This is a genomic window from Paenibacillus sp. FSL P4-0176 (assembly GCF_037975265.1).
Lineage (GTDB): Bacteria > Bacillota > Bacilli > Paenibacillales > Paenibacillaceae > Paenibacillus > Paenibacillus amylolyticus.
Genome location: NZ_CP150242.1, coordinates 1536453 through 1549072, shown reverse-complemented (window position 1 = coordinate 1549072; position 12620 = coordinate 1536453). Strand labels below are relative to the sequence as shown.

The window sequence follows — 12620 nt, the reverse complement described above, 5'->3', positions numbered from 1 at the left end:
TTATCCGATTAAATTTGAATTAGTCGAGAATCGCGTGAATATCGCTTTCTTTCATAATCAAATATTCTTTACCTTCGAATTTGATTTCTGTACCGGCATATTTGGAGAAAATAACGCGATCTCCTTCTTTCACTTCCAGAGCTACACGTACGCCGTCTTTCAATACTCCAGCACCAACTGCAATGATTCTACCCTCTTGCGGTTTTTCTTTGGCGGAGTCCGGGAGTACGATCCCGAAAGAAGTTGTTTGTTCTTGCTCCAGTGGTTCTACCAATACGCGTTCACCTAAAGGTCTGATCATGAAAAATAGCCTCCTTTTGAAATTATATAACGTTACATTGTAGGTTGTAGCCATATGTATTAGCACTCGACAGTGTTCAGTGCTAACAACCAACTTTATGATACTCAACTTGAAGCATGATTTCAAGTCCTTTTGACGAATTCCTGCGAGAATTTACGTTGAATTTACACAAACATAGCCAAATTACACCCGCTGTGCCTGGTTCTATGTTGCAATTCACTAATCTTATTCTACGAAATTGTTTAACCCTTCTGCAACGTTAACAGACAGTCCCTTCCCCATTGTATCCATTGTTGGACATAATATGCCTGCTTGTCCTGTCGTGTTGTCGGCAGTCTACAGAAATAGCCCGGATAAGAACATACCGTCTTTTCCGGGCACATTACAGCTTATCCTCATTCAGCCCGCATGTTTCTTATCCTCGGCACGAACGTAGCGGGATTCGATCTCTTCATCGGCTGCAAGCTGCTTGCGATATACGATTGCGGATAATAACACACTGATCTCATATAACAAGAGCAAGGGAATCATCACCAGAAGGTCGGAAATAAAGTCTGGAGGTGTAATGACCACTGCAATGAAGATCAGAACAAAATAAGAGACTCTGCGCATCTTGCGAAGACGAATTGGATTCAGAATCCGCAGTCCTGTCAGAAACATAATAAGTAAAGGAAGTTCAAATAACAGGGACACAGGCAACACAATGCCAAACAGGAAGCTGAAATACTGTTTCATCCCGTAGGTCTCCACAAGCCCCATCTTCTCCGTAATCGCTGTTGTGAAGGCGAGTGCCATGGGAAAAATAACATAATACGAGAAAGCCATACCTGTCAGAAATAAAAGAAACACATAGGGCACATACTTCAGCGTTGCTTTTCGCTCGCGCGGCTTTAGCCCTGGACTAACAAACTTCCAGATCTGATACACCGTAAACGGCAGTGTAATAATAAGTGAGAACAACCCTGCAATCTTCATATAGATGCCAATCCCGTCCCAGAACGAGAAGGCATGTAATACAAAACCTTTTGCCGACTCTGCCTTGGTCAAATATTGGTATACCGGGTCCGCCACAAAAAATCCTGCAATCAGTCCCAGCACAAAAATGCTTAGTACATAGATCAGCCGCTTGCGCAGCTCACTCAGATGTTCCGTAATCGACATTTCTTCCATTTGCTGCGTCATGCCTGCCCCCCATTATTGCCAGCTTAAAATACAAAACCCTTCCGGCAGGAAGGGATTTCTCTTTCATTGCCGTCAAGATTATTCCGGCAGGCGTTTATCAGCAGGCTTGTCTGCAGGTGTGCTCTCAGCCGCCAGCGGTTTCGCCTTCTCCTGCTCTTTGCGATTGGACGAGTCATCCTCAGAGATAATCTCGCGAGCGCCCTCTTTGAATTCACGGAAGGTACGCCCAACTGCACGTCCCAGTTCCGGAAGTTTGTTGGGTCCAAACAACAACAATGCAATCACGGCCAGCAAAATAAAACCCGTAGGTCCAATGGAACTTAACATTGATATTCCTCCTCGTCTCAAGCTTCGAAGATGCGCATACTCGGCCAGATGTTCATAGATGTCTCTGCTGCGTTCTTAATTTAAGCCCATCATACCATAGATGTAACCACTTACATAACCCGCAAAATTCACAAATAAGAGATGTCACTAGAACAGTCTAACAACGGTCATGGCTAATCGGATATCTTGCCCCAAAGTCCGTGCTCAATTATTGCTTGAACTGACCCGTAACCATCAGCAGCGCTTCCGGAAGCTGATCCATAATGGCAGCCAGATGTTCATGCACACCCTTTGGTGTACCTGGCAGATTCACAATCAGCGTGCGTCCACGAATGCCACATACCCCGCGGAACAGCATTGCAGAACGGTTTTTGCTCATTACACTGTACCGCATGGCCTCTGCCATCCCGGGAACTTCCCGCTCAATTACGCGCCGGGTCGCTTCCGGAGTAATATCACGAATGGCCAGCTCCGTGCCACCGGTAGTCAGCACCAGATCGGCGTGAAAATAATCCGTCATCTCAATCAAAGCCGCAATAATCTCATCGGGTTCATCCGGAACGATACGGTACTCCACGATTTGACCACCCAGCTCTTCTTCCACCAGCTCCCGAATGACTTGTGCACTCGTATCCTCACGTTCCCCGCGGGCTCCTTTGTCACTGGCTGTCAGGATTGCTGTTCTCCACACCATAAAGATCACCCTTCTCCTCTATGAAAATAAATATTGCCTATCGGCTGTAATCACCGTTTTTGCCACCACTCTTGGAATTCAGCATGGTTGGACCGATAATCATATCTTTTTGCATGGCCTTGCACATGTCATAGACCGTCAGTGCTGCAGCTGAGGCAGCCGTGAGCGCCTCCATCTCAACACCCGTTTTGCCTTCGGTTTTGACAGTAACTTCGATGTGTAATTCATCCACTCCGTTATCATGAAAACGAATATCCACACCCGTCAGTGCCAGTGGATGGCACATCGGAATCCAGTCCGACGTTTTCTTCGCGCCTTGAATCCCGGCAATCTGAGCCACAGCCAGAACATCACCTTTGCCGATTCGGCCCTCCCGAATCGCTTCCAGTGTATCTGGATTCATCGTCACTTTGGTTACGGCCACAGCCGTACGTACGGTAATTTCCTTACCTGAAATATCAACCATCCGGGCCCGCCCCTGTTCATTAAAATGGGTCAGTTTGCCACCCGAAGCCTGGCCGTTGTTCACTTCTGAACTCAATCACATCACAACCCTTTATTCGATATGTAATATACCTTCGGTTGTTATCAACAGATCAATCCGCAGATCGAGCAGGTCCATCGGGATCTCCTCTTGTAACTGACCCGGCAATACCATCGCAGCCATCAACGGTTTCTTGCCCGTCATCACACATGTTGCTGCAAGCATCTCGGCAAAACGATCATAATAACCGCCACCATAACCAATACGCCCGCCGTGGAGATCATAACCAAGCCCCGGTACCAATACGAGATCGATATCCGGCCAATCATCAGGCGTCAGGACTTCACAGGAATCCTTAGGTTCGGGTATCCCCCATATGCCTGGCTCCAGATCTTGTTCTCCGGTCACTCGCCGTAGCTCCATTCGAGGTGGATTCGCCAACACTTTTGGTGCAAACATCACATCTCCATGATTCCAGCCCTCTTGAAACAGAAAAGCTGTGGACGCTTCGCTTCCATAGGACAGATAACTGAATATGACGAGTGGTTTGTTCACAACCTTGCTCTTGGCCTGTCTAAGGCGCTCCAGCTCCCGCTTCACTCCAGCATTAATCTTAGTCATCGCCTGCTGATGCATGCTTGCATCCATCAGATCACGACTCTGTCTTAGTCTGGATCGAAGCTGACTTTTCAGTTCCGCATGATCCTGCATATCCTTGAATAACCTCCTGTTGATAGGGAAGGTAGAAAAAAGCTCTCATTAAAAACAATTTATATGTTATGACCAGTTGTCATCTTGTTGAAATGGTTAAAATGATTCATTTTCTGCAAAATCCTCATGTAATAACATGCCTTCTTTCAGTTTATCATTGATTGATCAAAAAGACTACATGCCCCATGCGTTCCCAATCGGTGCAATTGCTCTGTATTTCATGTAAACTGGGATATAGTTGTCATATCAAGAACTGGACCTATGGAGGAACTTAATTTTATGCTGCTGCAAGTATCCGGAATTATCAAACGTTTTGGTGTCGATCCAATCCTGGACGGCGTGAACTTACAAATATTAGAACGCGAGCGCATCGGCCTCGTTGGTGTAAACGGTGCCGGGAAATCCACTTTGCTCAAAATTGTAGCCGGTGAAATGTCCTATGACGGAGGACAGATTTTCAAGTCCAAAGAAACGACGCTCGGTTACCTCGCTCAGAACAGCGGGCTGCAATCCGACCGTAACATCTGGGAAGAAATGATGAACGTCTTCGCTCACCTGACACAGGCTGAAGCTGATTTGCGTCAGATGGAACGTGATATTGCCGACCCTGCCCAGATGGAAGACGAGAAAAAGTATGCTGACCTGCTGGAACGTTATGCGAAACGCTCCGACTGGTTCAAGGACCATGGCGGTTATGAGATGGAAACCCGCATTCGCAGCGTACTGCACGGGATGGGATTCGGCGAATTTTCGCCAGACACTCCCATTGCTACTCTAAGCGGCGGGCAGAAGACACGCCTTGCGCTTGCTCGTATTTTGCTTCAGGCACCTGATCTGCTCATGCTGGACGAGCCTACCAACTATCTCGATATCGCCACCCTTACTTGGTTGGAAGATTATCTGAGAGGTTATTCAGGCGCACTGCTCGTGGTATCCCATGACCGGTACTTCCTTGATCGACTTGTAACAACCATCGTTGAGATCGAACGTCACCGCTCCAAAAAATATACGGGCAATTACAGCCGTTATATGGAGCTCAAAGCTGCCGAATATGAAACTCAGATGAAGCAATATGAGAAACAGCAAGGCGAAATCTCCAAGATGGAAGATTTTGTTCAGAAAAACATTGTACGTGCTTCGACGACCAAACGGGCGCAAAGCCGGCGCAAAGCCCTCGACAAAATGGAGCGGCTTGATAAACCGATGGGAGATTTGAAAAAAGCCCATTTTTCCTTCGAAACCGCCGTTATGTCAGGCAAGGAAGTGCTTCGAGTGGATCAGCTGTCTGTCGCTTATGACGAGGCTTCTCCATTGTTCCGCAACGTATCCTTCGATCTGCGACGCGGGGAAACGGTTGCTCTGATTGGACCAAACGGTATTGGTAAATCCACCATGCTGAAGTGTCTTACGGGAAGTTTACGTCCGGTAAGCGGGGAGATCCAATGGGGAACAAAAGTGCAGATTGGCTATTATGATCAGGAACAGACTGGACTCAATCCGTCCAACACGGTTCTGGAAGAACTGTGGAGTGCCTATCCCGGGATGGAAGAAGCACGCATTCGGACCGTACTGGGGAACTTTTTGTTCAGCGGTGACGATGTGCTCAAGAAAATCTCCTCCCTCAGCGGCGGTGAGAAGGCACGTGTGTCTCTCTCCAAGCTGATGCTGAAGGAAGCCAACATGCTCATTCTGGATGAGCCTACGAACCATCTCGACCTGTTTGCCAAAGAAGTGCTGGAAGCGGCATTAATGGATTATGAAGGCACCCTGCTGTTCATCTCCCATGACCGGTACTTCCTCAACAAAATGGCTGAACGCATTGTTGAACTTCATCCAGGCGGCACAGAGCAATATCTCGGTAATTACGATGATTATGTGGAGAAAAAACAGGAGCTTGAGGACATCGCACGTGAAGCTGCTGAGGCACGTCAGGCTTCGTCCAAGAACTCGTCCAGATCCGATTTGAACACAGCCACAACCGAAAAATCCGGAGCGGCTTCATTCGAAGCGGAAAAACAGGCGAAGCGTGAAGAGCGCAACCGACAACGCAAGCAGGAAGCTCTGGAACAACAGATTGCAGAGTTGGAAACAAAGATTACCGAACTTGAGGCACAGATGGCTCTGCCTGAAATCTATCAGGATTATATGAAGCTGCAAGAACTCCAGCAACAATCGGAGGAACACAAAGCAGAACTCACCAAGGCATACGAGGACTGGGAAGAACTAGCTATGGAATAGTACGAATAGTACAGACTCAGAACATGGCTTGATCGGCTCCATGCAAGTATAGTTATACCACCGGCTGATTCCTTATTGGGATCAGCTTTTTGTTTGTTGAGGATGCGTATAGAAGCTATGCACCTTATCTTCTTTATGTTCCTTGAGATTGAACTCTAACATACGGAGGTTAGGGGAGCTGTTTTGACTTTTGTCAAATTTACTCGAATGGAGAGAAATATTTTCATCCCCCTGTCCCTCACACTTATCCACAAGAAAGCAAGATAGCAAGCACATTAATAAGCTTAATTATACAGCGGTAGAATAGCCTTTTTCACACAAAAACCATATTTATCCACCAAGTTATCCACTTTATCCACAACTTTGTGGATAGTAAGGAGTCATTCTATCCCCTAAACCCTTTTCGTTTCGAAAACTATGCTGGTTTGGCTTTGGGATAGTTACCCACAAATTACACTGGATATGTGGATAACTATAGTCACACCTTGACAAATGCATCCTTCCACTCCTCAATGCACCTCCATAATAAGACAAAAGCAGACCTTTGTCGTTCAAGGCCTGCCCGTCATTTATTTACTATATGCCATGCATATTTACATCGAATTGCAATTGCTACTATTGCCGCTGTAGATGCGATCTGGCAAAAGATGTTTTACGCATGTGCTTCTTGTTCATGATGTTCGGAAGACTCGGCCTTCAGCCCAGCAGCATTACAAGCCGCTACATACGCCAAACCGGCAGCCATGACGATATCATTATGTGTTGCTGTTCCCCGGAACTCACGTCCTGCACGCTCCACGGTAATTACAGCTTCTGCACTTGCACCCTCTCCACCACTCAAGGCATGCATCTCCATATCTACAAATGCAATATCATCGGAAATGCTCTGACCAATCGCACGGATGGTTGCATCCACGGGTCCACCGCCAACAGCGGAGTAAGATTGTTCTCCAGCGCTTGTGCGAATGCGAACGGCGGCCATTCGATCCGTCATACTGCCCGCCGTCACCTGCAATTCAACCAGTTCATAGTCCTGTGCAGGAATATTCATGGTCTGGCTAACCATCTGTAATAACTGGTCGTCACTGACCACTTTTTGCTGGTCTGCGGTTTCTTTGAACACCTCATACAATTGCTCCATCTGTTGCTCATCCGGCTCAAAACCGTATTTGCGAACCCGATCCTTCAGGGCGTGACGACCGGAGTGTTTCCCCAAAATAATCATGCTGCGTGGGATACCCAGCGCTTCCGGGTCCATAATCTCATAGGTGCTCCGATTCTTCAGCAGACCATCCTGATGGATGCCGGATTCATGCTGGAATGCATTACGTCCCACCACTGGTTTGTTGTACGCAATCGGGAAGTGCATCGCACGGCTAATCTGACGTGAAGTCTCATACAGCTGATTCAGCTTAATGTTCGTCGTTGCACCAATTGCGTCTCCCCGAGTCTCCAGCGCCATAATCAGCTCTTCCAGTGCACAGTTCCCTGTCCGTTCTCCGATACCATTAATGGTCACTTCAATCTGAGAAGCACCATTGGCAATCGCAGCCAAGCTATTGGCTACGGCCAGGCCCAGATCATTGTGACAGTGAGCACTATAACGAACCTGATCGCCACCTCTTGCACCCTCACGCACCCGGCGGAACATCTCGCCATACTCATGTGGCAGGGCATATCCGACCGTATCCGGCAGATTAATAATGGTCGCTCCAGCTTCAATGGCGACTTCAACCATTTCAATCAGATCGTCCATCTTGGTACGGGCAGCGTCCATCGCTGTGAACTCTACGATGTCCGTGAACTGGCGTGCATAAGATACCATCTCACGAGCGGTAGCCACCACTTCACTGCGCGGACGGCGTAGTTGATGCTCAATATGAATATCCGAAGAAGAGATAAACAGGTGAATTCGGCGCCGTGCTGCATCCGCTGTTGCTTGAACAGCTGCATCGATATCACCTTTGACCGCACGCGCGAATCCGCAGATTTCCACGTTCTGCAACTGTCTCGAAATCGCCTGAACCGCCGCGAACTCACCTGGACTGGAGATCGGGAATCCAGGCTCAATGACGTCGATACCCAGAGAAGCCAGTTGGTGTGCCAGTTCAATCTTTTGCTCGGGTTGCAGACTTGCTCCGGGTGCCTGTTCTCCATCGCGCAGCGTTGTATCAAAAATCTCAATCATGCGTTTGTTATTAGTTGTTGTCATATCCATCAACCTCCATCAAATTTTTATAAATATTTTCGTTACGATCCACGTGCCACAGAACACCCGCTAATCGCCGTCCCTGTTGTTATATGTTTTGTTTGTAAACGCGTATGTTGTTTGTAGCTTAGTCCTTGGTGATCAGTAATACCTGTTTAATGTTTCGTGCCTATACTTGTTGTTCAATGTTCGTTACTCGTTCGTTGTATATCCGCTTACCCTCATGACAGAGTGTACGTCGACTTACACCCTGATCCTCTGACTTTTCAATCCCCATATGGTTCTTCCCATGCCCACCCTGCTGCCGGCAGCAAACACAAATAACCCGCCATCTCATATAAGAGACGGCGGGTTATTATCCCCTCCGCGGTACCACTCTCGCTTGATGGGCCAGGCTTGCGCCGGACTCCATCCACCTCGTCGTCTCCGAAATCCGCTGGATGTGCGTGCACGCACGACACTACTCGCATTCGGAGAAACACCCTATAACGGGGGTTAACCGTTGCTGTGTAACACATGTTGTTGTCCATCAGGACAACTGGGCGATTGATATCGTCCCCACGCTTCCACAGCTCCGTTCCCGGGCGAGATTCGAAGGATTCCAGCCACTGCGTCGCACCACCCCGCAGCTCTCTGAGCGCTTTATCATTCTACTGCTCCCGTTCATCACATTTATAATATGACCTAACTTCATTCAGCCTTATTTTGAAAATCAAAAAAACCTGCCACCTCATGCAATAATGCAAGAGACGACAGGCTGTTCACCTTCGCGGTACCACTCTTGTTGACTTCCTTCCTGTTCATTCAAGACAACCCCTAAATGCTTTCGCATATCCGGATCACTTAAAGCAGCCTGAAAGCCCCCTCAGTTATCGTCAGTTGATCCTTGTAATAACGTCCTACCGACAACGGCCCATTCACGGAGGCAACCCGTAACCATGTACTTTGGGCCATTGATCGGCCTTCGGATTCTCCCAGGGAGTCACCGTGTTCCATCGTTCCGCTTCCAGGTGAGTTTCAGGTTTCCTTCGACTGCGTTGCACCATACCGCAGCTCTCTAAGACCGGGAATGACCTTACTATTCCTGTTCATCGCGTTTATCAGTTCAGGAATCTGAATTCCTGTTTAAATTTGTAACTAAATATACATTCTTTACATCCCTGTTGTCAACTCTTAATCTCAAACTGCCTGTTTATATAAACTATAAGTGCGTGTTCAAAAAGATCGGTTTTCAGTACCGAGAAGATGGGATGAAGCTAGAAATGGAGTAGCGGAGCGTAGTCAAAACTACGTGAGCAACGGACATTTCGGCTGAATCCCATCTTCGATGCTGATGATGCCGCTAGGCATCATTCGTAATCAAAAGCGGGCTTTTTGAACAACCTCTATAAGGACTGAACGGACCATTCCTCCAGAGAAAGTCCCGGATCTGCCTTCGCATCAAATTCAGCAATTTCTCCCCGCTGCCATTTAAGATACGCAGCTGCTCCTATCATGGCCGCATTATCCGTACAATATTCCATTGGCGGGATTAACAGTTCAAGCCCTTCCTTCGTGCATCGCTCCTGTAATGCCGAGCGTAACCCACGGTTAGCTGCAACACCACCACATAATAACAGTTGACGTGAACCATATTCACGAACTGCTCTAACGGCTTTCTCCACCAGTACTTCAACAACAGCTTCCTGGAAACCACGTGCAACCGCAGACGGCTCCAAGGTTTCTCCGCGCATTTTGGCCTGGTTGAGCACATTCAGTACAGCAGACTTCAGACCACTGAGACTGAAATCGTACGAACCTGCTTCCAGCCATACCCGTGGTAATGGCACTACATCCTCCGCTTCAGATGCCATCCGGTCCACATGCGGGCCACCCGGATAAGGACAACCCAGTGCACGTGCTACTTTGTCATACGCCTCACCTACAGCATCATCACGTGTACGACCAATTAGTTTGAATTTGCCCTCGGATTCCATATGCACAAGTTCTGTATGTCCACCAGATACGACCAGTGCCATCGCTGGATATTGCAGTTCATGAGTAAGTCGGTTGGCATAGATATGCCCGGCAATATGATGTGTACCAATGAGCGGTTTGCCCAGTGCCATCGCCATCGTTTTGGCCGCAACGATTCCTACCAAGAGTGCACCGACCAGCCCAGGCCCCTGTGTTACGGCAATTGCACTTAGATCACGCGGACGAATGCCGGACTGTTCGATCGCTTGTTCCAGCATCAACGTAATGACTTCAACGTGTTTCCGTGAAGCCACTTCAGGTACAACACCACCAAATGCCTTATGCGTCTCGATCTGACTTGAGATCAGATTGGACAGCACTTCCCGTCCATCTTTGACTACTGCTACCGATGTTTCATCACAGCTTGTCTCCACCGCCAAAATATAGGATGGTGCAGAATTTATTTTTTCATTGAGTTCGTTCATGAATCCAGTACGCTTCCTTCCTCTTCGCCGCTCCGGCCTGCAGACGGCAAGTTCGCCCACATAATCATCGCATCTTCCCCATTATCGGAGTAATACCCTTTACGAAGACCCGCCGATTCAAACCCTTTTTTCTGATATAAACGCTGAGCAATGCTGTTCGAGACTCTGACCTCCAACGTCATTCGTTCCATCCCGAGATAAGCCGCTGTGCTCATTAATTCATCCAGTAACTTTTCGCCAAGCTTGCGTCCACGGTACGCGCCTCTGACTGCAATATTGGTAATATGGGCTTCATCCATGATTGTCCACATACCTGCATAGCCGATGGCTTTTCCTTCTAATTCCATCACCATATATTTAGCAAAATGATTGTGTGTCAATTCATTTTGAAATGCTTCTTCCGTCCAGGGCAGGGTAAAGGCCTCATGTTCAATCTCCATCACATCGGGAATATCCGCGAGTGTCATGAACCTGAACTGAAGCGTTGCTTCCTGCTTATTATTCGCCACATTGTCCATCTGCTTCCCCTCCCCCTTCAGCCTTTGCGCAGCAGATTGGCTTCCGCTTCAGACAGCTGGGTGTAGTTCGGCACCAACGCATGCACGTCATCACGCTGACCTGCAAGCAGCGCGGCGGCGCCAAGGCGCCCAACCCAGCGGCCTTCCAGCTCATAAGGTACGAGCTGGAGCTCTGTTCCTGCGGGGCAGCGAAGCTCCGCCGCTGCCGCAGCATGAGGGCCCGTCTCGCCGACGATCCAGACGGCTACGGGCCGCTCTTCCGGCGCCGCCTCCGCCATGCGGGCGGCGAGGGCTTCCAGCCATCCGTCCATCTTACGGATGGCATCAGGCGCCAGACGCCGGGGCGCATCGCTCCCAGCGGAGGCAAACAGCGCGGTGCACGCTTGACCGCGCCGTGCATCCACAAGCGGAACGATCCAGTGGACAGGGGCAGCACCTGTGCTGCCCTGGTCCGCGGATGGCGTTCCGCCAGCCCCTGCTGCGGCATCTTCTGCCGCAGCTTCCGCCTTGGCGGCAAGGCCGCTGTGCCAGCCGCCCCAGGCGATGGCCTGAAGGCTGGACACCCCGGCTACGGGGATGTCCCACGCCCAGGCCAGTGTCTTCGCCGCGGTCACCGCAATGCGGATGCCCGTGTACGAGCCTGGGCCAACGCCAACGGCAAGGCCGTCAAGTTGCCCAGGCTGTGTGTTGCTGGCGGCCAGCAGCTGCTCCATCACCGGTACGACGTGTACCGAATGGTTACGCTCAGCCCGTTCATTGCGTTCTTCCAGAAGCGCATGATCTTCCATCATCGCAGCTGCCATCACTGCGGTCGATGTATCCAACGCCAAAAACCGCTGACGCGGCTCTTTTTGTAAATCTTCCATCATCATTTGACCCCATTCTGTCTGAACTGTCGGCACATAGCTGCATAAGTCTCGCCGTACCCATCCAGTGTAATCGTTCGATCATCCAGGCCCGTTGTTTCAATCTGCACATGCAAGTGCTCTTGCGGTAGCAATTCGGGAATGATACTCGACCACTCCACCAGACTGACTCCGGCTCCATAGAAATATTCATCAAGTCCAAGCTCATCCGCTTCTTCCAGCGATATGCGATATACATCCATGTGATATAAAGGCAAACGCCCTTCGTACTCCTTAATTAGCGTGAATGTGGGACTGCTTACCACATCACGTACACCCAAATGCCAGGCAAATTTCTGTGAAAATGCCGTTTTTCCCGCGCCCAGATCACCATCCAAAGCAATCACCATGCCGGCGTTTGCCTGACTGGCGAGTGCGGAAGCGAGTGCTTCTGTATCTGCAATGCCATGGGATTGATACACCCACTGCTCGTGCGTCTGATTCAATATTCGCCCCACCTTTGGCGGTCCAGCCGCCTGAGTTCACTTTGAACCTTATTATATCGGTCCCTTTCTTCCCCCGCAACATCCAAGGAGGCAAGCGGAAATATAACATGCATTATTAGACATGTCTCAAAACTCGCTTCCTTCGAAGTTTCAGACACCTATTA

The 12620-nt window shown here is 49.1% G+C and carries 12 protein-coding genes and 2 other annotated features; of the genes, 1 reads left to right on the top strand and 11 read right to left on the bottom strand.

The window, feature by feature from the left end:
- Nucleotides 1–19 precede the first annotated feature (19 nt).
- The 6 genes from groES to MKY95_RS06890 form a co-directional block, all read right to left on the bottom strand.
- Entirely contained in the window at nt 20–301 is a 282-nt protein-coding gene (gene groES / locus MKY95_RS06915; RefSeq protein WP_017690077.1) for a co-chaperone GroES, read from the bottom strand.
- Between the two features lie 399 nt (nt 302–700).
- Nucleotides 701–1483: a twin-arginine translocase subunit TatC gene (gene tatC / locus MKY95_RS06910; protein ID WP_017690078.1), complete on the bottom strand. Its 783-nt coding sequence runs from the start codon at nt 1481–1483 to the stop codon at nt 701–703.
- Nucleotides 1484–1561: 78 nt separating this feature from the next.
- Entirely contained in the window at nt 1562–1810 is a 249-nt protein-coding gene (gene tatA / locus MKY95_RS06905; RefSeq protein WP_036611264.1) for a twin-arginine translocase TatA/TatE family subunit, read from the bottom strand.
- 208 nt (nt 1811–2018) lie between these two features.
- A complete protein-coding gene (locus MKY95_RS06900; protein ID WP_017690080.1) occupies nt 2019–2504 on the bottom strand; it encodes a MogA/MoaB family molybdenum cofactor biosynthesis protein in 486 nt (161 codons plus the stop codon).
- Between the two features lie 37 nt (nt 2505–2541).
- Entirely contained in the window at nt 2542–3045 is a 504-nt protein-coding gene (gene moaC / locus MKY95_RS06895; RefSeq protein ID WP_223869015.1) for a cyclic pyranopterin monophosphate synthase MoaC, read from the bottom strand.
- Between the two features lie 15 nt (nt 3046–3060).
- Entirely contained in the window at nt 3061–3699 is a 639-nt protein-coding gene (locus MKY95_RS06890; RefSeq protein WP_076251475.1) for a 5-formyltetrahydrofolate cyclo-ligase, read from the bottom strand.
- Nucleotides 3700–3978: 279 nt separating this feature from the next.
- Between MKY95_RS06890 and abc-f the strand changes: the two genes are divergently transcribed.
- Complete coding sequence (abc-f, locus tag MKY95_RS06885; RefSeq protein WP_076251473.1) at nt 3979–5937, top strand: ABC-F type ribosomal protection protein; 1959 nt, start codon at nt 3979–3981, stop codon at nt 5935–5937.
- 652 nt (nt 5938–6589) lie between these two features.
- On the opposite strand, the gene MKY95_RS06880 is transcribed toward abc-f, so the two are convergent.
- The 5 genes from MKY95_RS06880 to tsaE all read right to left on the bottom strand — a co-directional run bounded on the left by MKY95_RS06880 (nt 6590) and on the right by tsaE (nt 12456).
- Nucleotides 6590–8149 carry a 2-isopropylmalate synthase gene (locus MKY95_RS06880; RefSeq protein WP_076251471.1) on the bottom strand — a complete coding sequence of 520 codons (1560 nt, stop codon included), beginning with the start codon at nt 8147–8149 and terminating at the stop codon, nt 6590–6592.
- Nucleotides 8150–8483: 334 nt separating this feature from the next.
- Nucleotides 8484–8822 (bottom strand) — a binding site (T-box leader).
- 66 nt (nt 8823–8888) lie between these two features.
- Nucleotides 8889–9247, bottom strand: a binding site (T-box leader).
- Nucleotides 9248–9531: 284 nt separating this feature from the next.
- On the bottom strand, nt 9532–10587 hold the full coding sequence (gene tsaD / locus MKY95_RS06875) for a tRNA (adenosine(37)-N6)-threonylcarbamoyltransferase complex transferase subunit TsaD (RefSeq protein WP_036611272.1): 1056 nt from the start codon (nt 10585–10587) through the stop codon (nt 9532–9534).
- Nucleotides 10584–11105 carry a ribosomal protein S18-alanine N-acetyltransferase gene (gene rimI / locus MKY95_RS06870; RefSeq protein WP_036668955.1) on the bottom strand — a complete coding sequence of 174 codons (522 nt, stop codon included), beginning with the start codon at nt 11103–11105 and terminating at the stop codon, nt 10584–10586. The genes tsaD and rimI overlap by 4 nt, the downstream gene beginning before the upstream one ends.
- Nucleotides 11106–11122: 17 nt before the next feature.
- Nucleotides 11123–11977, bottom strand: a complete 855-nt coding sequence (gene tsaB / locus MKY95_RS06865; protein ID WP_339197680.1) for a tRNA (adenosine(37)-N6)-threonylcarbamoyltransferase complex dimerization subunit type 1 TsaB — start codon at nt 11975–11977, stop codon at nt 11123–11125.
- Nucleotides 11974–12456 carry a tRNA (adenosine(37)-N6)-threonylcarbamoyltransferase complex ATPase subunit type 1 TsaE gene (gene tsaE, locus MKY95_RS06860; protein ID WP_339197677.1) on the bottom strand — a complete coding sequence of 161 codons (483 nt, stop codon included), beginning with the start codon at nt 12454–12456 and terminating at the stop codon, nt 11974–11976. Before tsaE ends, tsaB begins: the two co-directional genes overlap by 4 nt.
- Nucleotides 12457–12620 lie beyond the last annotated feature (164 nt).

What these genes read in the sequence shown, in the direction of transcription:
- groES (WP_017690077.1), bottom strand. Translation starts at nt 301, where the DNA reads ATGATCAGACCTTTAGGTGAACGCGTATTGGTAGAACCACTGGAGCAA.
- tatC (WP_017690078.1), bottom strand. Translation starts at nt 1,483, where the DNA reads ATGACGCAGCAAATGGAAGAAATGTCGATTACGGAACATCTGAGTGAG.
- tatA (WP_036611264.1), bottom strand. Translation starts at nt 1,810, where the DNA reads ATGTTAAGTTCCATTGGACCTACGGGTTTTATTTTGCTGGCCGTGATT.
- MKY95_RS06900 (WP_017690080.1), bottom strand. Translation starts at nt 2,504, where the DNA reads ATGGTGTGGAGAACAGCAATCCTGACAGCCAGTGACAAAGGAGCCCGC.
- MKY95_RS06890 (WP_076251475.1), bottom strand. Translation starts at nt 3,699, where the DNA reads ATGCAGGATCATGCGGAACTGAAAAGTCAGCTTCGATCCAGACTAAGA.
- abc-f (WP_076251473.1), top strand. Translation starts at nt 3,979, where the DNA reads ATGCTGCTGCAAGTATCCGGAATTATCAAACGTTTTGGTGTCGATCCA.
- MKY95_RS06880 (WP_076251471.1), bottom strand. Translation starts at nt 8,149, where the DNA reads ATGACAACAACTAATAACAAACGCATGATTGAGATTTTTGATACAACG.
- tsaD (WP_036611272.1), bottom strand. Translation starts at nt 10,587, where the DNA reads ATGAACGAACTCAATGAAAAAATAAATTCTGCACCATCCTATATTTTG.
- rimI (WP_036668955.1), bottom strand. Translation starts at nt 11,105, where the DNA reads ATGGACAATGTGGCGAATAATAAGCAGGAAGCAACGCTTCAGTTCAGG.
- tsaB (WP_339197680.1), bottom strand. Translation starts at nt 11,977, where the DNA reads ATGATGATGGAAGATTTACAAAAAGAGCCGCGTCAGCGGTTTTTGGCG.